This window comes from Microbispora corallina, from assembly GCF_016863035.1.
In the GTDB taxonomy this organism is placed as follows: Bacteria; Actinomycetota; Actinomycetes; order Streptosporangiales; family Streptosporangiaceae; genus Microbispora; species Microbispora corallina.
This window is the reverse complement of record NZ_BOOC01000030.1, coordinates 69,282-93,411: the sequence shown is the minus strand read 5'-3', so window position 1 is coordinate 93,411 and position 24,130 is coordinate 69,282. Positions and strand designations below refer to the sequence as shown.

The following is a 24,130-nucleotide window of genomic DNA, read 5'->3' as shown; positions in this document are numbered from 1 at the left end:
CCGTTATGTCGGAAATGATCGTCGAAGTGGTCCGTTCCGGATTCGTCGAGTCCGTTCATCGTGCCCGGGTGCACGTGGTCGGCGAAGACGGCTCCCCTGTCATGGTGCACGGGGACACCGCAAGTCTCGCGTCTCCCCGTTCCTCCATGAAGCCCCTCCAGGCACTCGCCATGGTCCGGGCCGGCCTCGGGCTGGAGGACGAGCTGCTCGCCCTGGCCTGTGCCAGCCACAGCGGCGAGCCGTTCCACGTCGACGGCGCCCGGAAGATCCTCGCCGGGGCCGGGCTCGACGAGAGCGCGCTGCGCTGCCCCGAGGACCTTCCACTCGACCGCGACGCCCGCCTCCAGGTCCTCCGCGAGGGCGGCGCCCCCGGCCGGATCTACATGAACTGCTCGGGCAAGCACTCCGCCATGCTGGCCACCTGCGTGGCGAACGGCTGGCCGGTGGAGGGCTACCTGCACCCCGCCCACCCGCTGCAGCGGGCGATCCGGGCCACGGTCGAGGACCTGACCGGCGAGCGCGTCGCCGCGACCGGGGTGGATGGCTGCGGGGCGCCGCTGTTCTTCGTCTCGATGGCGGGGATCGTGCGCGCGTTCCGCCGCTTCCCGCTCGCGCCTCCCGGCAGCCCGGAACGGCGGATCGCCGACGCGATGCGCGCCTTCCCCGAGTGGACGAGCGGGACGACCCGGGCCGAGGCCGTCCTGATGCGGGCGCTCCCCGGACTGATGGTGAAGGCGGGCGCCGAGGCGTTCGACGCCTTCGCGCACTCCGACGGCCGGGCCGGCGCCGTCAAGATCGTTGACGGCGGCGACCGCGCCCGGGTGCCGGTGACGGTGGCCGCCCTGCGCGCGGCCGGTTTCGACGCCCCGGAGCTGGCCGGCCTCGCCACCGCCCCGCTGTTCGGCGGCGGCGAACCGGTCGGCGAGGTCCGCGTCCGCCCGGCCTGACCGAGACCCCGGCGACCGAGAGGCGGGGTTCTAGAGCGAGCGGAACTGGCGGGCCGTCGAGATCGCGCCCGACGCCGTCACCGTGAACGTGCGCATCGAGTCGGCGAACCGCGACAGGTCCCACTCTGCTGGGCCCTGGTACCAGGGCAGGTGGTCGGTCTGCCGGCCGTCGCCGTCGAACGAGCCGACCACCCGCGCCCACCGGTCCACCGTGTCGAAGATCACCGCGTACGGGAGGTAGCGGGAGAACAGCTCCAGCCGCTGGGCGGCCGGCACGTCGGCGATGTCGGCCGACGCGAGGTACTGCCGGAAGCCGAGCGTGTGGGCCAGCGCCTCGGCCCCCTTCACGGTCTTGGCCGGCATGAACTGCCCGCCGTACGCCAGGGCGGCGCCCGCGATGACCACGGCCAGCCCGAGCAGGCCGTACGTCGTGAACCAGGCGAGCAGCACGGTCGCGAGGACGCCGAGGCCGATGACGAGGACGCCGACGGTCGTCCAGCGGGATCGGACCGAGTCCGGCCGCCGGGCGAACCACCCCTGGGTCACCACGTCCCGGTAGAGCGCGTCGCGCACCTGGGAGAGGTGGGCCGCGAACGACCCGTGCAGCTCCGACAGCAGCACCGTGTCGCGCCCGTCGAAGATCGCCTCGTACAGGGCCCGCTCGTACGGCAGGAGGCTCCCGAGCGGGGCCCGCGACAGGCGGACCAGCCGCCAGTCGGGCACGTCGTACGCCTGCCGCGGGGGCTCGTCGATCCGCAGGTAGCCGCGCACCGCGAGGTCGACGATGGTCGCGGTCACGTCGATCACGTCGGCCTGCTCGTCGAACAGCGTGCCGATCTGGCCCGGCCGCACCCCGTCGGGCGGGGTGAAGTGGCCGTTGCTGTGCCCGCTGACGACGCCCGACTCGGCGTTCACGATCCGGGCGTCCCGGCCGCGGGTCCAGTACAGCAGGCCCACCCCGCCGAGCAGCAGGAGCAGCAGCAGGGCGAGTGCGCCGCCGGTCACGGGGTTGAGCGTGAACGCGGTGGACAGCTCGAAGCGGCGCTCCAGGACGGGCGTGGCGCCCGTGGCGCCCTTCGGGTAGCCGACGACGACGGTCAGCGACTGCCCCGACCCGAGGCCCTGCTGCTCGAAGGTCGCGGTCGAGCCCGTCTCGTCGATGGACGCGGCCGTGCAGGCCATGGCGGAGGTGAGCTCCCCGGCGAAGCACGAGACGTTCTGGACGGCGCCGGGTCCGGTCACCGTCACCACCGCGTGCCGGACCGGGCCGCTGACGGCGAACCACCGCAGCTCCTCCGCCGGGCCCAGGGGGGTCACGGCCCCGGTGACGTCGTACTCGACCGTGCCGCTTCCCCTGACCGTCAGCGTGTCGCCGTCGAGCGTGGCGCCCTTGACATTGGAGACGCGGTAGACGCGGTCGTGCCCGTCGTCGAACCGGGTGCGGGTGAGGAGCGTGCGGGCGACCGGCCCGCCGCTGAGCGTGATCGCCTCCTTGACGTGCAGCACCCCGTCCTTGCGGAGGTTCATGGTCACGTCGTCCGCGGTAATGGTCCCCGAGGTCTCGGCGTGCGCGGGGGAGGCCGCGAGGACGGCGAGCACGACCGCCAGTCCCAGCCTGCGAGCGAGATCCACCATGAGCCAGCACCTTATCGGTCCCCTCTCATCCCGTTCTCGCGCTCGATAGGCTTGCCCGTCATGGGACGCACGCGTCTGTACCGGAACGGGACGCTCGAGGCGGAAGGCTTCCCGGTGGCCGATGTGTCCGAGCACATCAAGGAGCCGTCGGCCGTGGTGTGGTTCGACATGTGCTCCCCGACCGAGGAGGACCTGCTCTCGATCAGCGAGGAGTTAGGGCTCCACCGGCTGGCCGTCGAGGACGCGCTGCAGAGCCGGCAGCGGCCCAAGCTCGACGTCTACGAGAGCCACATGTTCCTCAGCGTCTACTCCGCCCGCTTCGAGACCGGGTCGGGACGGCTGGACGTCCACCACGCGGCCGCCTTCATCACCGGCAACGCCCTCGTCACCGTGCGCAACTCGGAGGACTTCTCGATCGAGGAGGTCGTCAAGCGCTGGGACGAGCAGCCGGGCCTGGCCCGGCACGGCGTCGCGTTCCTGGTCCACGGCCTGCTCGACTACGTGGTGGACAGCCACTTCGAGGCCGTCGAGGCCATGGACGAACAGGTCGAGGACCTGGAGGAGAGCGTCTTCGGGGACCGCCCGGTGAGCCGTGAGGACCAGCGGCGCACGTTCGAGCTGCGCAAGAGCCTGGTCACGCTGCGCCGGACCGTGATGCCGATGCGCGAGGCCGTCAACACGCTCATCCGGCGGAACGGCAAGATCGGCGACGTCGAGGAGATGGCGCCCTACTTCCAGGACGTGTACGACCAGGTGCTGCGGGCGACCGAGTGGACCGACTCGCTGCGCGACCTGGTGAGCAACATCCGCGAGACGCACCTGACCATGCAGAGCAACCGGATGAACCTGATCATGAAGCGGGTGACCAGCTGGGCGGCCATCATCGCCGTGCCGACTATGATCACCGGCTTCTACGGGCAGAACATCCCGTTCCCCGGATTCGGCCACCCGATGGGGTTCTGGATCTCCAGCGTGCTCATCGTGGTCGCCTCGGTCACGCTCTACCGCGTGTTCCGCGCCCGCGACTGGCTCTGACGACCCCGGCGCGGGTCACCAGGGGCCGTAGGGGCCCTGGTTGCCGCCGCCGCGGTACTCGTTCACGGCGGGCTTCACGTCCGCCAGGTAGATGCCGGCGGCGATGACCGCCGCGATCGTGAAGATGCTCGGCAGGCCCGTGCCCATGCCGCCGTAGTTGACCGCGGCCGCGAACGTGAACAGGGTGGCGAAGCCGAGGATGATCAGCCACAGCTGCTTGGTCTGCTTGCCCGCCGCGGGGAAGGCGCGGGACGGGATGCGCACCGCGTGGACGAGCGCCCACACCGACAGGATGAAGGCGCCGATGGAGAGCAGCCAGAAGACGAGACTCAGGACGCTGTTCACGGGCCCGAACATGGACTCTCCCAGGCGGTCACGATCGCTGACGTCCCCAGACTAGTGCGCGGAACCGACATGTGTCGCGACCGAGACCTTCCGGTGGACGGCCGCCCGGTGGCGCTCCTCCCCGCCGGCCCTCCGGCCGAGCCGCCCGGGCCGCGGCCGGCCGAGCCGTCCCGCCGCCGCCCGTCCCCGTCGCCATCCGTCCCCGCCGGCCCTCCGCCGGGGTGCGGAGACGGCGACGGCCCGCCTCCCGGACGGGAGGGCGGGCCGTACGGCGAGGCCGGTCTCAGGACCGGGCCGACGTGGTGGTCTTGGCACGCGGGGCGCCGGTGGTGCGCCGGCTCGTGGTCTGGGCGGCGACGGCGGGCTCGGCGGTCTCGGAGACCTCGGTGAGCTCCAGCGCGGCCTCGCCGCTCACGCGGCTGACGACCTTGCGGCCGCGCACGGCCAGCTCGTCGTAGACCTTGTTCAGCCGCGAGGCGGCGGCGTCGGCGTACTCACGGGCCTTCTCCGGCAGCTCCTTGGCGACGGACTCGGCCTTGACCTGCACAGTGGAGGCGTAGGCGCGGGCCTTCTCCACGGCGTAGTCGCCGACGCCCGTCAGCGCGTAGAACGGCTTGGACTCCGTGATCCTCTTGACCTCGGTCGTGATGGGCATTGCTATCCTTCCCTCGTTTGCGGTGTCACGCCGTCGTACGGGAGGACCGGGTCGTCCCCGAGATGCTCGGCCGGTTGCGTCGGCTGAGCGGTGTCGGCCCGGTTCTCCCTGCGGAACGACTCGTAGATATCGATGAGCACCTGGCGCTGACGCCCGGTGAGTGTGACATCGGCTCTGATCGCGGTCAGCACGTCGCTGTCCGGCTGGCGGTCCTCGATCAGGCCCGCCTGGACGTACAGCGCCTGCGCGGAGATGTGCAGGCCCTTGGCGATCTGGTTGAGTATCTCCGCGCTCGGCTTGCGCAGCCCGCGCTCGACCTGGCTCAGGTAGGGGTTGGACACCCCCGCCTGGGCGGCGAGCTGGCGCAACGAGATCTTCGCCTGCTGCCGCTGCTGGCGGATGTACTCGCCGAGCGAGCCGACCTTGGGCAGTTCCATGCCCCTAGTCTGCCTCGGCGTGCTTGCAATTGCAAGCTGGGTGGCTAACTCAAGCTAGCGGCCGGGTGTCTACCCGGGGATCAGCCACAGGAGCGGGGCCGAGGTGGCCAGCACGACGGACCCGGCGAGGATGAGGAACCGGTGGTGCGCCGGCAGGGTCAGGTCGGACCCCACGAGCCGGTTCACCCGCGCCATGACGTTGGTCGCGGCGGAGGCGCCCAGCGCGCCCTGCGGGGTCGGCAGCGCGGCCGCCGTGCCGAACCGCAGCAGCGCCGTCGCGAGGCGCCGCGGGCAGCATTGCCGGCGGGCGCGGTCGTCGGCCGCCATCTCGATCAGCAGCTCGACCGACGCCTGCGCGTCCCGGACGACCTTCGACCACGGCAGCGCCCTGCGCAGCGCGGCGAACGGCAGCAGCACCAGGTCGTGGCGCTCGCGCACGTGCGCGGACTCATGGGCCAGGACGGCCTCGAGCTCGGCGCTGGACAGCAGGCTCAGCGTGCCGTCGCTGATGACCACCTGCGACTTGAGGCCCGGCAGGCAGTAGGCGGCCGCGGCCGGGAAGTCGACGACGCGGACGCCGGGCACGGCCGGCTCGTCGCGCGCGATGAGCGACAGCAGCACGCGGTGGCGGTGGCGGGCCCGCAGCGTCTGCGCCCCCGCCGCCATCGGCAGCGTCACCAGGACGGCCAGCAGCGCCAGCCCCGCGACCAGGGCGCCCAGCCGCAGCAGGTCGACCGGCTCCCGCACGCCGTACTCGAGCCTGGCCAGGAAGTCGATCAGGCCGTACGCGACGCCCTGCCGGTAGGGCTCGAGCGCGTACGCCAGCAGGGCTCCCGTGGACGCGAGCCCCCAGGTCACCCCGAGGGACTGCCACAGCAGGATGGCCGTACGAGGAGCACGCCAGGTCCAGCGCGCCAGGGTCAGCCGCCAGGCGGCCACGGCGCAGACCGTGGCGAGTGCCGCTAAGCCAGCCGCCGCAATCACTGCTCCTCCAGCTCCGTGAGGGCTTTTCGCAGGATCTCGGCCTCGGTCCCGGAGACGGCGCGGGCGAAGCGGGTCAGCGCCGCGTCGCGGTCGCCGGTCAGGTCCAGGGCTTCGAGCATGAGCTCGGCGACGTACGCGTCGCGGCTCGCCGCGGGCTGGTAGCGCCAGGCGCGTCCATCCCTGGTGCGTTCGAGGAACCCCTTGCGGGACAGCCGGTCGAGCACGGTCATCACTGTTGTGGGCGCGAGATCGCGGTCTTCGATCAGGCGTCCGACCTCGCGGGCGGTCAGCGCGGTGTTCCGCGCCCACAGGATGTCCATGATGATGCGTTCGAGCTCGCCTAGTCCCTTCACGCTTTTCAGCCTACCCGGGGTAGTACTACGTGCTGTAGAGAGGTGGGACGCATGAAAATCGTTCTGGTGCAGGGCGACATCACCGAGCAGCGGGTGGACGCCGTCGTCAACGCGGCCAACTCCTCCCTCATGGGCGGCGGCGGCGTGGACGGCGCGATCCACCGGCGCGGCGGGCCCGAGATCGTGGAGGAGTGCCGGGCGCTGCGCGCCTCGCGGTACGGCAAGGGGCTCCCGACCGGGCAGGCCGTGGCCACGACGGCGGGACGGCTGCCCGCCCGGTGGGTGATCCACACCGTCGGGCCGGTTTACTCGCGCAGCGAGGACCGATCCCATCTGCTCGCCTCCTGCTATCGGGAGTCGCTCAAGGTCGCCGACGCGCTGGGCGCGGGGCTCGTGGCGTTCCCCGCCGTCTCCACGGGGATCTACCGGTGGCCGCTCGACGACGCCGCGCGCATCGCCCTGACCGCCGTTCGGCAGGCCGGGTCGGCGGTCGCCGAAGTACGGTTCGTCCTGTTCACCTCCGCAGCCTACGCGGTGTTCGAGGACACCCTGCGGGCCTTGGGATAAGCATTCGGCCAAGTCTGCCGCGGGCCTAGAGCCACTTGATCATGTAGATCTCGTCACGGTCGTCCCCGGGGGCCACGCGGATCGAACGGGGCACCCGGCCGACCTCCCGGTAGCCCGACCGGGCGTAGAAGGCGTCGACCCCCGTGCCGCCCCGGCAGGTGAGCTGGAGCGCCTCCAGGCCCTGGGCTCGGGCGGCCTCGTCGGCGGCCCGCAGCAGCGCCATCCCATAGCCCCTGCCCTGGTGCTTCGGGTGCACCATCACGCGCACCACCCAGCGCCAGTGGGCCCGCAGGCCCGACTCGCTGTCGGCCAGGATCAGCAGGGCCCCTACCCCGCCGTCCTCGTCGAGCCCCACCAGCAGGCTGTCGGGCGCGTCCGGGTCGCCGTCGGAGCCGGGCAGGCCGCTCCGCGTCCGCGCCAGCGCCTTGAGCGCGGTCGGCCGGATGTCGTCCGGGACCACGGGAGGGACGAACCCCACGGCGCCGCCCGCGTTGGTCACCTCGGTCCAGCAGCCGAGGATCTCCTCGAACAGGTCGTCGTTCATCGGGGGGTCGAGGACGAAACGCATGATGGCGACGGTACCAACCCGTCCTGATCGCTCAGGGGGCGACGGCGTCCCAGGGCAGGGTGAGCTCGCCGAGCCGCCAGCGGGACGGCCCGCCGGTGGGCGGCGCCGTGGTCACCGGCCAGTCGCGCGCGAGCAACTCAGCCGTCCTGATCCACCGCTGCCGGGTGCCGTACGCGCCGAAGGGGGCGCAGACGGCCCAGGCGCGGTCCCAGTCGGACAGGAAGGCGTGCACGGCGCGGCCCGGCACGTTGCGGTGGATCAGCGTCTTCGGCAGCCGCTCCGCCAGATCGGAGGGCCGCTCGATGCCGGTGAATCGGGCCGCGAACGTCAGCGTCCTCGGCCCCTCGCGCCCGAGCGCGGCCCAGACGGCGCGGTGCCCGATCTCGGAACAGGTGCCCTCGACCACGACGCCGCGCGGGGCGAGCGAGGAGCGCAGCGTCTCCCAGTGCCCCCAGGCCTCGTCCTCGCCGTACTGGCGCAGCACGTTGAACGCCCGGACGATCAGCGGAGGCCGGGGGACGGGCAGCTCGAAGCCGCCGAGGACGAACGAGAGCCCCTCCCGCTCGTACGGCCTGGCGGCGGCCACCCGGGCCGGGTCGATCTCGACGCCCACGACCTCGACGGCGGGGGACACCCGGCGCAGCCGCCCGAAGAGCTCGTACGTGGTGATGTGGGAGGCGCCGTACCCGAGGTCGGCGACCAGCGGCACGTCCACATGACCGCCGGCCCGGGCGGCGTGCGCGACCGGGGGAGCGGCCGAGCGCAGCAGCGGGCCGTACACGGCCGCGATCCACCGGTCGGACCGCCGCAGCCGGTTGTGCCCGGTGGTCCCGCGGGTGACGGTCCCGATGGGCCGGCCGCCCCGCCGCACGCCCGGCGTCCTGGCGGCCCCGGCCGGCGGGACGGCCCGGGAGCCTGGCCCGCTCCGCCGGTCGCCGGGGTCGGCGGTCGTGCGGCTCACCCGCTCAGGCGCCCGTGGGAACGCGGTGGACCTTGTGCTGCGCGGCCTGGGCGCGCGGCCGCACCACCAGGCGGTCGATGTTCACGTGCGGCGGCCGGGTGACGGCGAACGCGATCACGTCGGCCACGTCGCCGGCCGTCAGCGGGCCGGGCACGCCCTCGTACACCTTGGCCGCCCGCTCGGCGTCCCCCCGGAAGCGCGTGAGCGAGAACTCCTCGGTCTGCACCATCCCGGGTGCGATCTCGACGACGCGCACGGGCTCGCCGCACAGCTCCAGCCGCAGCGTCTCGGTCATCGAGGTCTGGGCGTGCTTGGCCGCGCAGTAGCCGCCCCCGCCCTCGTACGACACGAGCCCGGCCACCGACGTCAGCATCACGAGCACGCCGTCGCCGGAGTCGATGAGCTTCGGCAGCAGCGCCCTGGTCATCCTGAGCGAGCCGAGCACGTTCACGTCGTACATGCGCTGCCAGTCGTCCACCCGACCGCCGGCCACCGGCTCCAGCCCGATCGCGCCGCCCGCGTTGTTCACCAGCACGTCGCAGCGGTCCAGCGAGGCCGCCAGGGCGTCCACGGACTCCTGGGACGTCACGTCAAGCGTGGCCGGGCGAATGCCGGGGACCTCGGCGGCCAGCGCGTCGAGCCGGTCGCGCCGCCGCGCCGCGGCCACGACCAGATAGCCCTCCCCGGCGAGCCGGCGGGCGGTCGCCTCCCCGATGCCGCTGCTCGCACCGGTCACCACCGCGGTCTTCGTCGTCGTCACGCCATCGTCCTTCCGATCCTGGGCAGGCGACATCCTCTCAGGAGCCCCGATTCGCCGTCGCTCACGGGGGTCGGGGAATCTTGTGATGATTCTTTTGGTTATAACCCTCTCGGAGGTGGTTCGGGTGGCGCTCAAACGGCGCAGGATCAACCGCGTCGCGACCATCAGCGTGCACACGTCCCCGCTCGACCAGCCGGGAACCGGCGACGCGGGAGGGATGAACGTCTACATCCTCGAGGTCGCCAAGCGGCTCGCGGCCCTCGGCATCGAGGTCGAGATCTTCACCCGGCGCACGGCGCGGGACCTGCCTCCGGTGGCCGAACTGTCGCCCGGCGTCCTGGTCCGCCACGTGACCGCCGGGCCGTACGAGGAGCTGGACCGGGCCGAGCTCCCCGGCCAGCTGTGCGGCTTCATCTCGGGCGTGCTGCGCGCCGAGGCGATGTACGACCCCGGGCGCTACGACGTCATCCACTCCCACTACTGGCTCTCCGGCCAGGTCGGGTGGCTGGCCAAGGAGCGGTGGGGGGTGCCGCTCGTGCACACTATGCACACGATGGCCAAGGTCAAGAACCTGCTGCTGGCCGAGGGCGACAAGCCCGAGCCGGGCCTGCGGGTGCTCGGCGAGGAGCAGGTCGTGGAGATCGCCGACCGGCTCGTGGCCAACACCTCGTCGGAGGCCGACGAGCTGATCCAGCTCTACGGGGCGGACCCCGGGCGGGTCGCCGTCGTCAACCCCGGCGTGAACCTCACCGTCTTCCAGCCCGCCTCGAAGGGCGCGGCCCGGCACCGCCTCAAGCTGCCCCAGGACGCCCACGTGCTGCTGTTCGTGGGCCGCATCCAGCCGCTCAAGGCTCCGGACGTGCTGCTCAAGGCCGCCGCCCGGATGCTCGTCGAACGGCCCGACCTGCGCTCGCGGCTCGTCGTCGCCTGCGTGGGCGGTCCCAGCGGCAACGGCCTGGCCCGTCCCTCGCTGCTGACCGAGCTCGCCGCCGAGCTCGGCATCGCCGACGTCGTACGGCTCGCGCCGCCGGCCCCGCAGGACGTGCTGGCCGACTGGTACCGGGCCGCGGACGTCACGGTGGTGCCGTCGTACAACGAGTCGTTCGGGCTCGTCGCCCTGGAGTCGCAGGCGTGCGGGACGCCGGTCGTGGCGGCCTCGGTCGGGGGCCTGCGCACCGCGGTCAGGGACGGCGTCTCCGGCGTCCTGGTGAACGGGCACGACCCGGACGACTGGGCGCGCGCCCTGCTCGGGCTCGTCGGCCAGCCCCGCCGGCTCGCCGCCCTGGCGTCCCACGCCCTGGAGCACGCGGCCGCCTTCGGCTGGTCGGCCACCGCCTCCCGGCTCGTCGAGGTGTACGCCGGGGCCATGGCTCAGCTGCACCGGACCCCGATCGCCGTCAACTCGTAGGGTGGGAACCATGAGACCCGACCTGGAGGGCGTGGTCGAGGCCGCGCTGACGTCCGCCGAGCTGGACTACGAGCGGCCCAAGCCGGGGGCGTTCCTGGTCCGGCTGCCCGGCCAGCACAAGCTGGCCACGCTGACCTGGCTCATCGTCGGCGACCAGGCCCTGAACGTCGAGGCGTTCTTCTGCCGGCAGCCGGACGAGAACCACGCCGAGTTCTACAAGTGGCTGCTGCACAAGAACGGCTCGATGTACGGCGTGCACTTCGCGGTCGACGAGATCGGCGACGTCCACCTCGTGGGCCGGATCCCGCTCAGCGCGGTGACCCCCGAGGAGATCGACCGGGTCCTCGGCTGCGTGCTCACCTACTCGGACGAGTCGTTCGACCGCGCCCTGGAGCTCGGCTTCGCCTCCTCGATCCGGAGGGAGTGGGACTGGCGCGTCAAGCGGGGCGAGTCGCTGGCCAACCTGCAGGCGTTCGCCCGGATCGTCGAGTCCTCGTAACCGCTCGTCAACGGTGGGCGCAAGCCGGTCGCCGTTAGGATTGACGCCATGGCGACTTTGGTGCTGCTGAGGCATGGCGAGAGCGAATGGAACGTCAAGGGCCTGTTCACGGGCTGGGTGGACGTCACCCTCTCGCCGACCGGCGAGGAGGAGGCCCGCAGGGGCGGTCAGCTGCTCCTCGAGACGGGCATCCGGCCGGACGTGGTGCACACCTCCGTGCTGACCCGGGCGATCAAGACGGCGAACGTCGCGCTCGAGGCGGCCGACCTGCTGTGGCTGCCGGTGAAGCGTTCCTGGCGGCTCAACGAGCGCCACTACGGCGCCCTGCAGGGCAAGGACAAGGCCCAGACCCGCGCGGAGTTCGGCGACGAGCAGTTCATGCTGTGGCGCCGGTCGTACGATGTGCCGCCCCCGCCGATCGCGGACGACGACGAGTACTCCCAGCTCGGTGACGGCCGCTACGAGCTCCTCCCGTCCGAGCTGCTCCCGCGCACCGAGTGCCTCAAGGACGTCGTCGAGCGCATGCTGCCGTACTGGTACGACCAGATCGTGCCGGACCTGGCGGCGGGCAGGACCGTGCTCGTCGTGGCCCACGGCAACTCGCTGCGCGCCCTGGTCAAGCACCTCGAGGGCATCGGCGACCAGGACATCGCCGGCCTGAACATCCCCACCGGCATCCCGCTGCGCTACGAGCTCGACGCCGACTTCCGTCCGATCGGCAAGGGCGAGTACCTCGACCCCGAGGCCGCCGAGGCCGCCATCGAGGCCGTCGCGAACCAGGGCAAGAAGTAACACCTCACGTCCTTACGGCCCCGCCTCGCTCCGAGGCGGGGCCGTTCACGTAGAGGGCCCTGCCCTGGAGACCCGGCCCGTTCACGGGGAAAGCCCCGGCTCTGGGAGGCCCGGCCCGCTCACGCAGAAAGCCCCGGCCCCCCGAGGACCGGGGCTTTCGCGCCCCCTTCAGTGCGGCCGGTCAGACCACGGGGACGTCCTCGGGCCGGTTGCCGGTGACCAGGTAGACCACGTCGCGGGCGACGCGTACGGCGTGGTCGGCGTAGCGCTCGTAGTAGCGGCCGGCCAGCGTGACGTCGATGGCGGCCTCGATGCCGTGGCTCCACTCCTTGGAGAGCAGGACGCGGAACAGCCGCCGGTGCAGGCGGTCCATGTCGTCGTCGTCCTTCTCCAGCTCCCGGGCGAGCTCGGTGTCGCGCGACGCGATGCAGCTGCCGGTCTTGGTGATCAGGTTCTCGGCGATGGCGCCCATCTCGACGATGGTGTCGCGCAGCTCGGCCGGGATCGCCGACTCGGGGTGCCGCATGCGGGCGATCTTCGCGATGTGCTCGGCGAGGTCGCCCATCCGCTCGAGGTCCGCGGCCATCCGCAGCGCGGTGATGACCGTACGCAGGTCGACGGCCACCGGCTGCTGCGTCGCCATCAACTCGTAGATCGAGGACTCAAGCTCGGCGTAGATCCGGTCGACCTCGGCGTCCTGGGAGATCACGCTCTCCGCGAGCTGCAGGTCCGCGTCGAGCAGGGCCGTGGTGCCCCTCGACATCGCCGAGCGGACCAGGCGGGTCATCTCCACCAGCCGCTCGGTGAGGGCTTCCAACTCTTCGTGATAAGCGTCGCGCATGGCCGACACGCTACGCGCGAAATCATGAACGAATCCCGACCATCGTATGAACTTTTTTGGAAAGAGCATGGTCATGCCAGGTGGCGGGGGTGGTGGGACCGGAAACGCCGCCTAGCATTTTTAGCGTGAACGAGTTGCTGGCGAGTCTCGCGGCCATGGGCGGCTTCGTCCTGGGCTCCTTCGTCATGCTCGCGATCCGGCGGCAGAGCGACAGCAGACGGCAGGAGCCCGAGCCCGTCGACGACAGCCTCCCGCCGGGCGTGGCCTCCGTCCTCGCCGTCCTGCCCTCGTCCGCGGTCGTCCTCGACCGGGAGGACCGGGTGCTGCGGGCCAGCTCCGCCGCCCGCGCCTTCGGGCTGGTGCGGGGCGAGTCGCTGATGGCCGCCGAACTGCTCGCGCTGGCCAGGAAGGTCCGCAGGGACGGCGAGATCCGCGAGAGCGAGATCGAGACCGCCGGCCGCAAGTTCGGCCAGGAGTCGACGACCTTCGCCGTCCGGGTGGCGCCGCTCGGATCCCACGGGCAGGTGCTCGTCCTCGCCGAGGACCAGACCGAGCGCCGCCGGGTCGAGGCCGTGCGGCGCGACTTCGTCGCCAACGTGAGCCACGAGCTCAAGACGCCGGTCGGGGCGCTGAGCCTGCTCGCCGAGACCGTCCAGGACGCGGCCGACGACCCCGAGGCCGTGAAGCGGTTCGCGGGCCGGATGCAGCACGAGGCGGCCCGGCTCACCTATCTCGTCCAGGACCTGATCACGCTGTCGCGCATCCAGGGCGGCGAGCCGATCCCCGCCCCCGGGCCCGTGCCGGTCGACGAGGCCATGCACGAGGCCGTCGACCGGGTCAACACCAAGGCGTCCGCCAAGGACATCACCCTGGTGGCCGGCGGCACCGAAGGCCTGAAGATCTGGGGCGACGAGGAGCTTCTCGTCACCGCGCTGCGCAACCTCATCGACAACGCCGTCGCCTACAGCCCCGAGCACACGCGGGTCGTGGTCAGCGCCCGGCCGGCCGGCGCGACCGTCGAGATCAGCGTCAGCGACCAGGGCATCGGCATCCCCGAGAGCGCCCAGGAGCGCATCTTCGAGAGGTTCTTCCGGGTGGACGCGGCACGGTCGCGCGCCACCGGGGGCACGGGCCTCGGGCTCGCGATCGTCAAGCACGTGGCCGTCGCCCACGGCGGCGAGGTCACGGTATGGAGCAAGGAAGGCTCCGGTTCGACGTTCACCCTTCGCCTACCCGCGTTCGGGGGTCAGGCGGTCGCCGTACCACGCACAACCATTCCCCTGGAGGCCGCTCAGTGACTCGGGTACTCGTCGTGGAGGACGAGGAGTCGTTCTCCGACGCCTTGTCGTACATGCTCAGGAAGGAAGGGTTCGAGGTCGCCGTGGCGACCACCGGCCCCGAGGCACTGGACACGTTCGACCGCAACGGCGCCGATCTCGTCCTGCTCGATCTGATGCTGCCCGGCCTGCCGGGCACGGAGGTCTGCCGTTCCCTCCGGCAGCGGTCCAAGGTGCCGGTGATCATGCTGACCGCCAAGGACAGCGAGATCGACAAGGTCGTGGGCCTGGAGCTCGGGGCCGACGACTACGTGACCAAGCCGTTCTCCTCCCGGGAGCTGGTCGCCCGCATCCGCGCCGTGCTGCGGCGGCAGGGCGACGTGGAGGAGCTGGAGTCGGCCGTGCTGGCCGCCGGGCCGGTCCGGATGGACGTCGACCGGCACATCGTGGCGGTGCGCGGACGGCAGGTCCAGCTGCCGCTCAAGGAGTTCGAGCTGCTGGAGGTCCTGCTCCGCAACGCGGGACGGGTGCTGACCCGCGGCCAGCTCATCGACCGGGTCTGGGGCGCCGACTACGTGGGCGACACCAAGACCCTGGACGTCCACGTGAAGCGGCTGCGGGCCAAGGTCGAGTCCGACCCGTCCAACCCCCGCTGCATCCTCACCGTCCGCGGTCTCGGCTACAAGTTCGACCCCGTGGAGGAGTGACAGACCTCCCGTACGCGAGAACCCCTGCCCGGTACGTGTCCGGGCAGGGGTTCTCGCGTCTGCGGGCCTGTGAGGGCTACTGAGCGGCGCTCGCGGAGGCCGACGGCGTCGTGCTGGGGGACATCGACGCGAACAGGTCGCTCGCGCTCGGAGCCGACGGCGTGGGCGACGGGGCGGGCGACAGCGTCGCGAACTCACGGCTGCGCGCGACCACCGGCACCGCGAGCGCGATGTCGCCGGCGTTCTTGAACTGCAGCGTCAGGTTCACGCTCTCGCCGCCGAGCAGCGGCTTCTTGATGCCGTCGAGCGTGACGCCGGGCGTCTTGGCGAGCGTCCCGGGCTGCAGCTCGACGGGGGAGGCGACCTTCACCGACGTCGCGAGCTGCTGGTCGGCGACGATGCCTGTGAGCGTGTCGGGAGCGCCCGTGCTGTTCAGCATCGTGATGTAGACGGCGGCCGAGCCGCCGGCGGCGATCTGGCCGCCCGACTCCGGTCCGAGGATGAAGGCCTGCGGGATCATGACGCCGTTCTTCCCGTAGCTCTTGCCGGAGCCGGAGTCCTGGATGAGGACACCGGCCTCGTTGGGGGCGTACGGTGTGTTGGTGTTGGCGCTGAAACCCGCGCCGCACGCGGCCAGTGCAGGGATGGCGGCGGCGAGGAGCGCGGCAACGGCGATCGCCCTGCGACGGCTGCTGCTGGTCACGGTTCGAGGTCTCCTTGGTACGCACGTGTATGGGCAGCAATCACCTTATCCGTGACCCTCTCCGGTCCGGTGCCGACTCCCGGCGTGCCGGGCACAGCAGTGCAGGTCATCCCGTATGCCGGATATGCCGATTCACAGAGTCGACGGCTTGTCAAGCCCCAAAACGAGGCTTTGACCTGCAGTTATGTTCCTTTCACTGTTCCGGGAGGCGGATACCGCGTGGTACTCTGGAGTACAGCGGAAGGGGTACTCGTCACATGACTTTCCAGGTCGGCGACACTGTCGTCTACCCCCACCATGGGGCTGCTCGTATCGAGGCCATCACGACCCGAACCATCAAGGGTGAGGAAAAGACCTACCTGGTGCTGAAGGTCGACAAGGGCGACCTGACCGTACAGGTGCCAGCGGAGAACGCCGAGCTCGTGGGTGTGCGCGACGTCGTGGGCCAGGAGGGGCTGGAGCGCGTCTTCGACGTGCTGCGCATGCCGCACACCGAGGAGCCCACCAACTGGTCCCGCCGCTACAAGGCCAACCTTGAGAAGCTGGCTTCCGGCGACGTCAACAAGGTGGCCGAGGTCGTCCGCGACCTCTGGCGGCGCGACAAGGAGCGCGGCCTGTCCGCCGGTGAGAAGCGGATGCTGGCGAAGGCCCGTCAGATTCTCGTCAGCGAGCTCGCTCTCGCCGAGAAGACGAACGAGGACAAGGCCGAGGCCTTGCTCGACGAGGTGCTGAACTCCTGAACATGACATCGCCAAGGGTGGGCGTCGGGGTCGATGTCCACCCTTTCGCGTTCGATAGGGAGCTTCACCTCGCCGGCCTGCACTGGCCGGGGGAGACCGGCCTCGCCGGTCACTCGGACGGAGACGCGGCCGCGCACGCCTGCTGCGACGCGCTGCTGTCGGCCGCCGGGCTCGGAGACGTCGGCGCCCTGTTCGGCACGGCCGACCCCCGCTGGGCCGGCGCCTCCGGAGCCACCCTGCTCGAGGAGGCCGCGCGCCAGGTGCGCGCCGCCGGCTTCGAGATCGGCAACGTGGCCGTCCAGATCATCGGGAACCGTCCCAAGGTCGCCCCCCGGCGCGCGGAGGCGGAGAAGGCCCTGGGGGCCGCCGCGGGCGCACCCGTGAGCGTCAGCGCCACCACGACCGACGGGCTCGGTCTCACCGGCCGCGGTGAGGGCGTCGCCGCCGTCGCCACCGCCATCGTCTTCGCCGGCCCATCCGGTTCATCCGGTTCGCCGGGCTTCTCCGGCTGAGCGAACCCGTTGTGGTCCGTTCCAACCGGACATGCCAACCAGAATGCGGCGAGGCGCGTCTCATTAGCACATGGGCGGCGACTCGGACCAAGGCGCGGAATCGAGCCGCCGCCCACTTTTTTCTTTCGTGGGACGCATATTCCCGTCCCGTGGGGTAGCCACCTGTTCGAGAGTGAAAGGGTCACCCTCAACGGGAGGTCGATATGACAATCGAGTCCATTCTCGGCGCCATCGTCATCGGTGCGGTCATCGGCGCTCTGGGACGTCTGTTCCTGCCGGGCCGCCAGCCGATCGGCTGGATCCTGACCATCGTCGTTGGCATCGTCGCCGCGCTGATCGGGACCGCCATCGCCCAGGTCATGGGTGTGGACACGACGCCGGGCATCGACTGGATCGAGCTGGTCATGCAGGTTGTCCTCGCCGTCGTCGGCGTCGGCCTCGTCGCCGGGCTCCGGGGACGTTCGCGAGTGTAAGACGGCGACCGGGACCGGCGGTCATCCGCCGCCCGTGTCACAGGCCCACGAAGGCCCGTCCGGTTTCCCCGGACGGGCCTTCGTCCTTTTTCCGACGCTCGGGCGGGCTCTCCCGGACGCTCAGGCGGGCGGGCGGGGGGTGCTCCGCATGCGGCCCGAGGGAGGCGCGAGCGGCACCTGCCCCTCCTCGCCGTCGGCCTCGCCCTCCCCGGACTCGTACGGCATGCGCCGTGTCCTGTTCTGCTCCTCGGGATCGGCCACCTCCCAGGCGTGCGCCGGGTCGGGGGCGTCCCGGATCTGGCGCAGCGGCTGGGTGTCGACGTCCGTCTCGTCGAGGGCGTCCGGCTCGTCCGCAGAGCCACCGTTCCCGGCCTGCTCGGCGGCGTCATCGGCGGCGTGGGGGTCGTCGGCGGCGCCGAAGCCGGCGGGAGGCGCGGTCTCGGGGGCCGCGGCCGCGTCGGAACGGCCGGGTTCGCCGGCCCCGGCCTGTCCCGCACCCTGATCCGCGGCCTGTTCTCCGGTCTCCTCCGCGGCCTGATCCGCGGTCTCTTCCAGGACCTGTTCCGCGGGCGGGGATTCGGCCGCCTGCTCGGGCGGGGCGGACGGCGTGGGCTTCGGGTGGACGAGCACGTCCCCGGCGTGTGTGCGTACGAGGTCGCCCCAGCGCACCGGCCGGTTCCGCTTCGGCGCGGCGGGCTGCGGCTCCCCGGCGGGCGCGTCGTCCGGTACGGCCGCGTCCGGTGGCGTCGCCTCGCCTGCGGGCTCGGGTTCCCGATCCGAGGAGGACGTCGCGGAAAGCTCCGCCTCAGGGTGACGCGCAGACGCGGCGGTCCCGGCCTGCCGTACCGGCTCCCCGGCGCTCTCGTCGGCCTCCGGCGGCGCGGGGATCTCGTCGACCGGAGGGGTGGCGGGCGCTGCGGTGACCGGCACCAGCGCCAGCGCCTCCTCGATCTCGTATGGGGGTTCGCCGGAGGCGCGGGGAGCGGCCTCCGCGGCGGACCGCCGTGCGGGATGGGGCTCGGTGGGGGCGCCGGCCGAGGTCTGGGACGTGCCGGGCTCCGGGTGGACGGGCAGCGGCGGGGCGTACTCGGGCGGCGCGACGGTCTCGGCGACCGGGCTCACCGGCGGCGGGGGAACGTAGTCGCGCGGCGCGACGGCCTCCGGCACCGGGACGACCGGCGCCGGGAGGTTCTCCGCAGCGGTGGGCCGGTGGGCGTCCCGGGCCCGGGGCTCCCGGTCTCGGGTGAAGGGGACCAGGTCGTCGCCGTCGGCCTCGCCGTCCAGGTCGGCGCGGGACGCCCGGGTGTGCTTGAGCAGGATCAGCAGCAGCCAGAGCCCGACGACGAGCATGACCCACGGAAGGAGGGCCACCGCGACGGCGGATTGCTGGGGGTCGAAGGTGATGTTCGACGCGGTGACGACGGTCGCGGCCCCGGCGGCCACCAGCAGCAGGACCAGGACGAACCCCGCCTGCAGCCGGACGAGGAACCGGCCGCCGCGCAGTAACGGCACGCTGACCAGGGCGACGACCAGCAGGACGTCGAACGCGGTGGGGTAGAGGTAGGCCAGACGCGGCTCGGCGCGCCCGGTGATGGCCAGCGCGCGGAGGTCGTCGAAGGACAGCGCGCAGGCGGCCCCGGCGAGCACCGCGAGGGCGAGCCCGGCCAGGCCGATGGCCAGGCGGCGCAGCACCAGCGGGATTCCGGGGGGCGTAGATGGGGACGGGCGGGAGGCCGTGCCTGCCGCGCCGGGGGGAGTCACGTCCATGGCGTTTCGAGCCTACAGAATCGGGCCGTCGATTGATCGTGGCCCGAACTCGTGTGTCGCGCCGCCGAGGGGACCCGGCCGTGCGGCCGTGCGCAGACGGATGGCATGATCTGCGGCCACGAGCCTGACACAGGAGGACCCATGCTGACGGACGCCGTCCGCGATCTCTTCGACGCCGCCAACTTCGCCACGATCGCGAGCGTCAACCCCGACGGCGCACCTCAGGCGTCCGTGGTGTGGGTGCGCCCGGACGGGGACGACATCCTGTTCTCGACCATCAAGGGCCGGCGCAAGCACCTCAACATCCTCCGCGACCCCCGCGTCTCGGTCGTGGTCGTCGACCCGGCCGACCCGTACCGCTACGTGGAGGTCCGCGGCACCGCGTCGCTGACCGACGATCCGGAGGGCAAGCTCATCCAGGAGCTGTCGATCAAGTACCGGGGCGAGGACTGGACCGAGCCGCACCCCGACAACGAGCGGGTCATCGTCCGCATCACCCCGGAGAAGGTGTATCTGCGCTAATTGTTTTCCTGGCATATAGCGGGACTTTTGGGTCGTAAGTTCCGTTGGTCCAGGAAGCAAAGCCACGCCGATCGGTTCACCGGGCCGCAAGTAGGCCTGTGCTGTGCCGATAGGCGTTAGCCTTGCGTCGTGAGCCTGCACCTCTACGACACCAGCACGCGTACGGTCCGTGAATTCGTACCGGTCGAGCCCGGCCGGGTCTCGATGTACCTGTGTGGTGCGACCGTTCAGGCTCCGCCGCACATCGGCCACATCCGGTCCGGGGTCAACTTCGACGTCCTCCGCCGATGGCTGATGCGGCAGGGCTACGACGTGACGTTCTGCCGCAACGTCACGGACCTCGACGACAAGATCATCCGGGTCGCCGCCGCCGAGGGCGTGCCCTGGTTCGTCGTCGCCGAGCGCAACCAGCGCGCCTTCACCTGGGCGTACGACCAACTGGGCTGCCTGCCGCCGACGGTCGAGCCGCGCGCGATGGGCCACGTCCCCGAGATGGTCGAGCTGATGCGCCGCCTCATCGACAAGGGCCACGCGTACGCCGTGGGCGGCGACGTCTACTTCGACGTCGTCTCCTACGCCGACCGGTACGGCAAGCTGTCGAACCAGCGGCTCGAGAACATGCGGGCGGCCGGCGACACCGACGGCGACTCGCTCAAGCGCGACCCGCGCGACTTCGCGCTGTGGAAGGGCGCCAAGCCCGGCGAGCCCACATGGCCCACGCCCTGGGGTCGGGGCCGTCCCGGCTGGCACCTGGAGTGCTCGGCCATGGCGACCAAGTACCTGGGCGGCACCTTCGACATCCACGGTGGCGGGGTCGACCTGATCTTCCCGCACCACGAGAACGAGATCGCCCAGTCGCAGGCCGCGGGGGACGGGTTCGCCCGCTACTGGCTGCACAACGGCCTGCTGACGCTGGGCGGCGAGAAGATGAGCAAGTCGCTCGGCAACTCGCTGCTGATCCCGGACATGCTCCGCAAGGTGCGCCCGGTCGAGCTGCGCTACTACCTGGTCGCCGCGCACTACCGCTCGATCATCGACTACTCCGACGACGCCCTGCAGGAGGCCGCCGCCGGCTACCGGCGCATCGAGGGATTCGTCACCCGCGCCGCCGAGGTGATCCACGACGTGGACGCCGCGGCCCCGCTGCCCCAGGCGTTCACGGACGCCATGGACGACGACGTCAACGTCTCCCAGGCGCTGGCCGTCGTGCACGAGGTCGTCCGCGAGGGCAACGTCGCGCTGGCCCAGGGCAACAAGGAGCAGGTGGCCCGGCTGCTGGCCGAGACGCAGAACATGCTCGACGTGCTCGGGCTCGACCCGCGTTCCGATCAGTGGCGCGTCACCGGCGACTCCGGCCTCAGGGAGGTCGTGGACGCCCTGGTCGCGGTGGCCCTGGAGCAGCGGCAGGCCGCCCGCGCCCGCAAGGACTACGCGGCCGCCGACGCGATTCGCGACCAGCTCGCCGCGGCCGGCGTGGTGGTCGAGGACACCCCGCAGGGCCCGCGCTGGGAGCTGGCACGGTAGGCGTGGCCGTACGCTAGAGACCATGGCGGGTAGGGCTTCAGGGAAGCCGTCGAAGAAGCAGGGGCCCAGCAGAGGCTCGGGTGGCAAGGTCAAGCGCTCCCTGGAGGGCCGGGGAGCGACGCCGCCTGCGCACATGCGGCACTGGTACAAGGACAAGGCCCGGGCCGAGCGCATCGAGCGTGAGGCGGTCCAGGGGCCGCGTCAGGGCCGTCCCGCCCCCCGTACGCGGAAGGACGACGCGCCGGAGGTCATCGGCGGGCGCAACCCGGTGCTGGAGGCGCTGCGCGCCGGCGTGCCGGCCAACGCGATGTACGTGGCCCAGCGGGTCGACAACGACGACCGTGTCCGGGAGGCCATCAAGCTGGCGGCCGACCGGGGCATCGCGTTGCTGGAGGTCTCCCGCGACCGGCTCGACAGGCTCACCGAGAGCAGCGTCCACCAGGGCGTCGGCCTGCAGATCCCGCCGTACGAGTACGCGCACCCTGACCAGCTGGTCGAGCGCGCGCGCGACGCCGCCGAGGTGCCGCTGATCGTCGCGCTGGACGGCGTCACCGATCCCCGCAACCTCGGCGCCATCGCGCGTTCGGCCACGGCCTTCGGCGCCCACGGGCTCCTCGTCCCGTCCCGGCGTTCGGCGGGCGTCACGGCCGGGGCGTGGAAGACCTCGGCCGGCACGCTGGCCACCCTCCCGGTCGCCCGGGCCGCGAACCTCACCCAGACCCTCCAGGCGTACCGGGAGGACGGCCTCTTCGTCGTCGGCCTCGACGGCACCGCCTCCGTGGACATCGCCGACGTGGATCTCGTGACCGAGCCGCTGGTCGTGGTCGTCGGCTCCGAGGGCAAGGGCCTGTCCCGCCTGGTGCGCGAGGCCTGCGACCAGGTGGCCCGCATCCCCATGAACGCCGCCGCCGAGTCCCTCAACGCGGGCGTGGCCGCCGGCATCACCCTGTACGAGGTGGCGCGCCGCCGTAGGTGATTCCGCCGTGACGGTACGGCCCTCGGCCCACTAAACTCGTTCCGGGTACGCCGCCTTAGCTCAATCGGCAGAGCATCTGTCTTGTAAACAGAAGGTCTGGGGTTCGATTCCCCAAGGCGGCTCTCGTACGTAAGGCCCCTGACCAGCGGTTTCGCTGTCAGGGGCCTTGTGCTTTCGCGGCTCATCCGGTCTCTTCGGCATCGTCGGGAGCCACCCTGGGAGCCGCCCGCTTCCGTTGCCCCAGCAGAGCGCCGGAAATGGCCTCCGTCGCCGCCCGCCGGTCGCCCTCCATGAGATGCCCGTAGATGTCGTGTTCTCGCCATGCGTCACCGGCCTTGAGCCGTGCAGCGTTGTGCTTGGCCTGGTGCGCTTTGAGCGCGTCGACCAGTTCGGAGGTCAGCGCCAGTGTCCGGCGTGACTTCGGAGTCTTGACCTCGCTAATCACGCCGGCAGCTTGGGCCGCCTTCCGCACGCACGCCACCCCTTATCGCACGTCATCTACGACCTCGGTCGGGTCTGGCATCGCTCGATGAGGTGTCGACGACCTTCGAGCGACAGCAGGGAGTTGCGGTGAACATCGGTGGTTTTTCGGGGGTGAACGAGAGGGCCGTGACGTCGAGGTCACGACCCTCTCCAGTAGTCTGCCGGCTCACTCAGTCGTCGTCTGCGTTGCTCGAAGAAGTGCCGGGTCCACCTCGGGAACGGCGAGCCTCGGGTTGTAACCCGCCGCGACGACCCTCATGACGAAACCGGCGGCCTCCTCCAGCTGCCGGGCGCTGCCGAGCCCACCAACCACCGCGGTCTGTCCACCAAGATCTTGGATTAGTACCGCAGCGCGATCGAGGGCACGTGGCTCGTCACCGCAGATCGCCACAACCGGCGCTGACTCCTGCGGACCCACGTACGGCCACGAGGCCCCTGCGAACAGGTGAAGCGCCTTCACCACGCGCGCACCGGGAGCCGTGTGCGCCACGAGGGCTGCTGCTGAGCCGGACGCTGGCTTCAGTTCGCCGGTCGTGTAGTCGACCGGGTTGGTGCAGTCGATCACGGTCTTGCCGGCCAGCGACCCCCGGGGGCCGCCGACGAGAGACAGCGCCGCCTCCAGCCCTTCCCAAGCGACCGCGATCACGAGCACGTCGACCCGAGTCGGGAAGTCTGAGGGGTCGACAGCCTCCGCTGCAGGGCCGATCTGGTCGGCGGCCCCGCTGGCGTGCAGCGGGTTGCGCCCTGCCACCAGCAGAGAGTGACCTGCCACGGCCCAGGCTCGGCCAAGCGTCACGGCGAGGTTTCCGGTGCCCAAGATTCCCACGTTCACAGCAATCTCCTCTGTCTCGAAGGGGTGTCCTCGGAAACGCTACGAACGAGGCTCCTACCGTTTGGTAGGCCGACCGATGCGACACTGAATTCCGTGATCGAGGGGTCCTGCCAGACATTCGTCTCCGACTGCCAGGTACGCGCGGCGGCCGAACTCATCAGCCACGCTTGGGATCCAGTCGTGCTCTCGGCCCTGCGCCTGGGGCCAACGCGACGCAAGGAACTGCTCGTGCGCATCGCGGGAGTCAGCGACAAGGTGCTGACTCAGGCGCTACAACGTCTGCAAGCACGCGGACTCGTCGTACGAGGCAGCAGCGCCGACCAAGCGTCAGGGCGCGCAGGTGCGGTCTACCAGCTCTCCGCGCTGGGCGAATCGTTCGCGAACGGACCCCTGGCGCAACTCGCACAGTGGGCCGGCGACAACCAAGACGCCCTCGTCGGGCCGCCAGCAACGCCATGACCAAAAACACCTAGTTCACAGGATATGACGGGATAATCCGATTCCCGATGTCTGCTTGCAAACACGTAAGCCGATTGACCTTGGAAGAGCACCCGGGCACGTGGACCTATGATCTCGAAGCCGGAGCAGCCTACGTTTACCTGCACGGCCCGATTCCGCCGGCGGTGTAGCTGACACGATGACCGTAGACAGGCCGATGATGAACCTGGACCTGGACGAGACCGGCAGGGTGATCGGTATCGAGATCCTCGCCACGCGGCCAGGCGAACGGGGCAACAAAGAAGGCGCTCCCAGGTAGGGGAGCGCCTCTGACAATGGTCGGGCTCAGGCAGCGAGGAAGCGGTCAATGGTCGGTGTAGCCGATCGCG

General features: G+C 71.2%; 30 protein-coding genes and 1 tRNA gene. 17 read left to right on the top strand and 14 right to left on the bottom strand.

Annotated features, from left to right (window positions below):
* Window positions 1-5 precede the first annotated feature (5 nt).
* Window positions 6-947, top strand: a complete 942-nt coding sequence (locus tag Mco01_RS26580; RefSeq protein ID WP_204059589.1) for an asparaginase — start codon at window positions 6-8, stop codon at window positions 945-947.
* A 30-nt stretch (window positions 948-977) separates the two neighbouring features.
* Here Mco01_RS26580 and Mco01_RS26575 read toward each other — a convergent pair whose 3' ends face one another.
* Window positions 978-2,582, bottom strand: a complete 1,605-nt coding sequence (locus tag Mco01_RS26575) for a DUF2207 domain-containing protein (RefSeq protein WP_204059588.1) — start codon at window positions 2,580-2,582, stop codon at window positions 978-980.
* Between the two features lie 60 nt (window positions 2,583-2,642).
* Between Mco01_RS26575 and Mco01_RS26570 the strand changes: the two genes are divergently transcribed.
* Window positions 2,643-3,617 (top strand): magnesium transporter CorA family protein, encoded by a 975-nt coding sequence (locus Mco01_RS26570; RefSeq protein ID WP_204059587.1) that lies wholly within the window; start codon window positions 2,643-2,645, stop codon window positions 3,615-3,617.
* 15 nt (window positions 3,618-3,632) lie between these two features.
* Here the strand turns inward: Mco01_RS26570 and Mco01_RS26565 are convergent, their stop codons facing one another.
* The 5 genes from Mco01_RS26565 to Mco01_RS26545 form a co-directional block, all read right to left on the bottom strand.
* Window positions 3,633-3,962, bottom strand: a complete 330-nt coding sequence (locus tag Mco01_RS26565; RefSeq protein WP_232326628.1) for a DUF2516 family protein — start codon at window positions 3,960-3,962, stop codon at window positions 3,633-3,635.
* Between the two features lie 283 nt (window positions 3,963-4,245).
* Window positions 4,246-4,617, bottom strand: coding sequence for a hypothetical protein (locus tag Mco01_RS26560; RefSeq protein ID WP_204059586.1), 372 nt, complete (start codon window positions 4,615-4,617; stop codon window positions 4,246-4,248).
* Window positions 4,618-4,619: 2 nt separating this feature from the next.
* Entirely contained in the window at window positions 4,620-5,054 is a 435-nt protein-coding gene (locus Mco01_RS26555; protein WP_204059585.1) for a helix-turn-helix domain-containing protein, read from the bottom strand.
* 69 nt (window positions 5,055-5,123) lie between these two features.
* Window positions 5,124-6,038 carry a M56 family metallopeptidase gene (locus tag Mco01_RS26550; RefSeq protein WP_204059584.1) on the bottom strand — a complete coding sequence of 305 codons (915 nt, stop codon included), beginning with the start codon at window positions 6,036-6,038 and terminating at the stop codon, window positions 5,124-5,126.
* The gene (locus tag Mco01_RS26545) at window positions 6,035-6,391 is read right to left on the bottom strand and encodes a BlaI/MecI/CopY family transcriptional regulator (protein ID WP_084369973.1); all 357 of its coding nucleotides are present in this window, start codon (window positions 6,389-6,391) and stop codon (window positions 6,035-6,037) included. The genes Mco01_RS26550 and Mco01_RS26545 overlap by 4 nt, the downstream gene beginning before the upstream one ends.
* Window positions 6,392-6,442: 51 nt before the next feature.
* Here Mco01_RS26545 and Mco01_RS26540 point away from each other — a divergent pair, with 51 nt between their 5' ends.
* Window positions 6,443-6,958, top strand: a complete 516-nt coding sequence (locus tag Mco01_RS26540; protein WP_204059583.1) for an O-acetyl-ADP-ribose deacetylase — start codon at window positions 6,443-6,445, stop codon at window positions 6,956-6,958.
* A 25-nt stretch (window positions 6,959-6,983) separates the two neighbouring features.
* On the opposite strand, the gene Mco01_RS26535 is transcribed toward Mco01_RS26540, so the two are convergent.
* From Mco01_RS26535 to Mco01_RS26525, 3 genes are read right to left on the bottom strand one after another with little or no spacing between them, the layout of a single operon-like run.
* Entirely contained in the window at window positions 6,984-7,526 is a 543-nt protein-coding gene (locus Mco01_RS26535) for a GNAT family N-acetyltransferase (protein ID WP_204059582.1), read from the bottom strand.
* Window positions 7,527-7,557: 31 nt separating this feature from the next.
* Window positions 7,558-8,487, bottom strand: coding sequence for a class I SAM-dependent methyltransferase (locus Mco01_RS26530; protein ID WP_239103933.1), 930 nt, complete (start codon window positions 8,485-8,487; stop codon window positions 7,558-7,560).
* Between the two features lie 4 nt (window positions 8,488-8,491).
* Window positions 8,492-9,247 (bottom strand): SDR family NAD(P)-dependent oxidoreductase, encoded by a 756-nt coding sequence (locus Mco01_RS26525; RefSeq protein WP_239103932.1) that lies wholly within the window; start codon window positions 9,245-9,247, stop codon window positions 8,492-8,494.
* Between the two features lie 124 nt (window positions 9,248-9,371).
* On the opposite strand from Mco01_RS26525, the gene mshA reads away from it, so the two are divergent.
* Genes mshA through Mco01_RS26510 form a run of 3 tightly spaced genes read left to right on the top strand, consistent with a single transcriptional unit; the run spans window position 9,372 to window position 11,946 of the window.
* A complete protein-coding gene (gene mshA / locus Mco01_RS26520) occupies window positions 9,372-10,655 on the top strand; it encodes a D-inositol-3-phosphate glycosyltransferase (RefSeq protein WP_239103931.1) in 1,284 nt (427 codons plus the stop codon).
* Between the two features lie 10 nt (window positions 10,656-10,665).
* The gene (locus tag Mco01_RS26515) at window positions 10,666-11,154 is read left to right on the top strand and encodes a type III secretion system chaperone family protein (RefSeq protein WP_204059579.1); all 489 of its coding nucleotides are present in this window, start codon (window positions 10,666-10,668) and stop codon (window positions 11,152-11,154) included.
* A gap of 48 nt (window positions 11,155-11,202) precedes the next feature.
* Window positions 11,203-11,946: a phosphoglyceromutase gene (locus tag Mco01_RS26510; protein WP_204059578.1), complete on the top strand. Its 744-nt coding sequence runs from the start codon at window positions 11,203-11,205 to the stop codon at window positions 11,944-11,946.
* Window positions 11,947-12,127: 181 nt separating this feature from the next.
* Here the strand turns inward: Mco01_RS26510 and phoU are convergent, their stop codons facing one another.
* Window positions 12,128-12,787, bottom strand: a complete 660-nt coding sequence (gene phoU, locus Mco01_RS26505; protein ID WP_204059577.1) for a phosphate signaling complex protein PhoU — start codon at window positions 12,785-12,787, stop codon at window positions 12,128-12,130.
* Between the two features lie 155 nt (window positions 12,788-12,942).
* Between phoU and Mco01_RS26500 the strand changes: the two genes are divergently transcribed.
* Window positions 12,943-14,085, top strand: coding sequence for a sensor histidine kinase (locus tag Mco01_RS26500; protein WP_036328699.1), 1,143 nt, complete (start codon window positions 12,943-12,945; stop codon window positions 14,083-14,085).
* Complete coding sequence (locus tag Mco01_RS26495; protein WP_036328695.1) at window positions 14,082-14,771, top strand: response regulator; 690 nt, start codon at window positions 14,082-14,084, stop codon at window positions 14,769-14,771. Before Mco01_RS26500 ends, Mco01_RS26495 begins: the two co-directional genes overlap by 4 nt.
* 76 nt (window positions 14,772-14,847) lie before the next feature.
* Here Mco01_RS26495 and Mco01_RS26490 read toward each other — a convergent pair whose 3' ends face one another.
* Window positions 14,848-15,474, bottom strand: a complete 627-nt coding sequence (locus Mco01_RS26490; RefSeq protein ID WP_239103930.1) for a copper chaperone PCu(A)C domain-containing protein — start codon at window positions 15,472-15,474, stop codon at window positions 14,848-14,850.
* A 257-nt stretch (window positions 15,475-15,731) separates the two neighbouring features.
* Here Mco01_RS26490 and Mco01_RS26485 point away from each other — a divergent pair, with 257 nt between their 5' ends.
* The 3 genes from Mco01_RS26485 to Mco01_RS26475 all read left to right on the top strand — a co-directional run bounded on the left by Mco01_RS26485 (window position 15,732) and on the right by Mco01_RS26475 (window position 17,199).
* Window positions 15,732-16,214, top strand: a complete 483-nt coding sequence (locus Mco01_RS26485) for a CarD family transcriptional regulator (protein WP_030510364.1) — start codon at window positions 15,732-15,734, stop codon at window positions 16,212-16,214.
* 2 nt (window positions 16,215-16,216) lie between these two features.
* Window positions 16,217-16,726, top strand: a complete 510-nt coding sequence (ispF, locus tag Mco01_RS26480) for a 2-C-methyl-D-erythritol 2,4-cyclodiphosphate synthase (protein WP_204059576.1) — start codon at window positions 16,217-16,219, stop codon at window positions 16,724-16,726.
* A 203-nt stretch (window positions 16,727-16,929) separates the two neighbouring features.
* Window positions 16,930-17,199: a GlsB/YeaQ/YmgE family stress response membrane protein gene (locus Mco01_RS26475; RefSeq protein WP_204059575.1), complete on the top strand. Its 270-nt coding sequence runs from the start codon at window positions 16,930-16,932 to the stop codon at window positions 17,197-17,199.
* A gap of 120 nt (window positions 17,200-17,319) precedes the next feature.
* Here the strand turns inward: Mco01_RS26475 and Mco01_RS26470 are convergent, their stop codons facing one another.
* Complete coding sequence (locus Mco01_RS26470; RefSeq protein ID WP_204059574.1) at window positions 17,320-18,891, bottom strand: DUF2637 domain-containing protein; 1,572 nt, start codon at window positions 18,889-18,891, stop codon at window positions 17,320-17,322.
* A 216-nt stretch (window positions 18,892-19,107) separates the two neighbouring features.
* Here Mco01_RS26470 and Mco01_RS26465 point away from each other — a divergent pair, with 216 nt between their 5' ends.
* The 4 genes from Mco01_RS26465 (at window position 19,108) to Mco01_RS26450 (ending at window position 22,110) form a co-directional block, all read left to right on the top strand.
* Complete coding sequence (locus tag Mco01_RS26465; RefSeq protein ID WP_036328686.1) at window positions 19,108-19,488, top strand: PPOX class F420-dependent oxidoreductase; 381 nt, start codon at window positions 19,108-19,110, stop codon at window positions 19,486-19,488.
* 129 nt (window positions 19,489-19,617) lie between these two features.
* Entirely contained in the window at window positions 19,618-21,012 is a 1,395-nt protein-coding gene (gene cysS, locus Mco01_RS26460; protein WP_204059573.1) for a cysteine--tRNA ligase, read from the top strand.
* Window positions 21,013-21,034: 22 nt separating this feature from the next.
* Window positions 21,035-21,988 (top strand): 23S rRNA (guanosine(2251)-2'-O)-methyltransferase RlmB, encoded by a 954-nt coding sequence (rlmB, locus tag Mco01_RS26455; RefSeq protein ID WP_036328684.1) that lies wholly within the window; start codon window positions 21,035-21,037, stop codon window positions 21,986-21,988.
* Window positions 21,989-22,037: 49 nt separating this feature from the next.
* Window positions 22,038-22,110 (top strand) — tRNA-Thr (locus Mco01_RS26450).
* A gap of 59 nt (window positions 22,111-22,169) precedes the next feature.
* Here Mco01_RS26450 and Mco01_RS26445 read toward each other — a convergent pair.
* Together Mco01_RS26445 and Mco01_RS26440 are read right to left on the bottom strand one after the other, a co-directional pair.
* Entirely contained in the window at window positions 22,170-22,433 is a 264-nt protein-coding gene (locus Mco01_RS26445) for a hypothetical protein (protein WP_204059572.1), read from the bottom strand.
* A gap of 204 nt (window positions 22,434-22,637) precedes the next feature.
* Window positions 22,638-23,303 carry an NADPH-dependent F420 reductase gene (locus Mco01_RS26440; protein WP_204059571.1) on the bottom strand — a complete coding sequence of 222 codons (666 nt, stop codon included), beginning with the start codon at window positions 23,301-23,303 and terminating at the stop codon, window positions 22,638-22,640.
* Window positions 23,304-23,396: 93 nt separating this feature from the next.
* Here Mco01_RS26440 and Mco01_RS26435 point away from each other — a divergent pair, with 93 nt between their 5' ends.
* Together Mco01_RS26435 and Mco01_RS40260 are read left to right on the top strand one after the other, a co-directional pair.
* Window positions 23,397-23,762 (top strand): winged helix-turn-helix transcriptional regulator, encoded by a 366-nt coding sequence (locus Mco01_RS26435; RefSeq protein ID WP_204059570.1) that lies wholly within the window; start codon window positions 23,397-23,399, stop codon window positions 23,760-23,762.
* A gap of 178 nt (window positions 23,763-23,940) precedes the next feature.
* Window positions 23,941-24,060 carry a DUF2283 domain-containing protein gene (locus Mco01_RS40260; RefSeq protein WP_204059569.1) on the top strand — a complete coding sequence of 40 codons (120 nt, stop codon included), beginning with the start codon at window positions 23,941-23,943 and terminating at the stop codon, window positions 24,058-24,060.
* The last annotated feature ends 70 nt before the right edge of the window (window positions 24,061-24,130 follow it).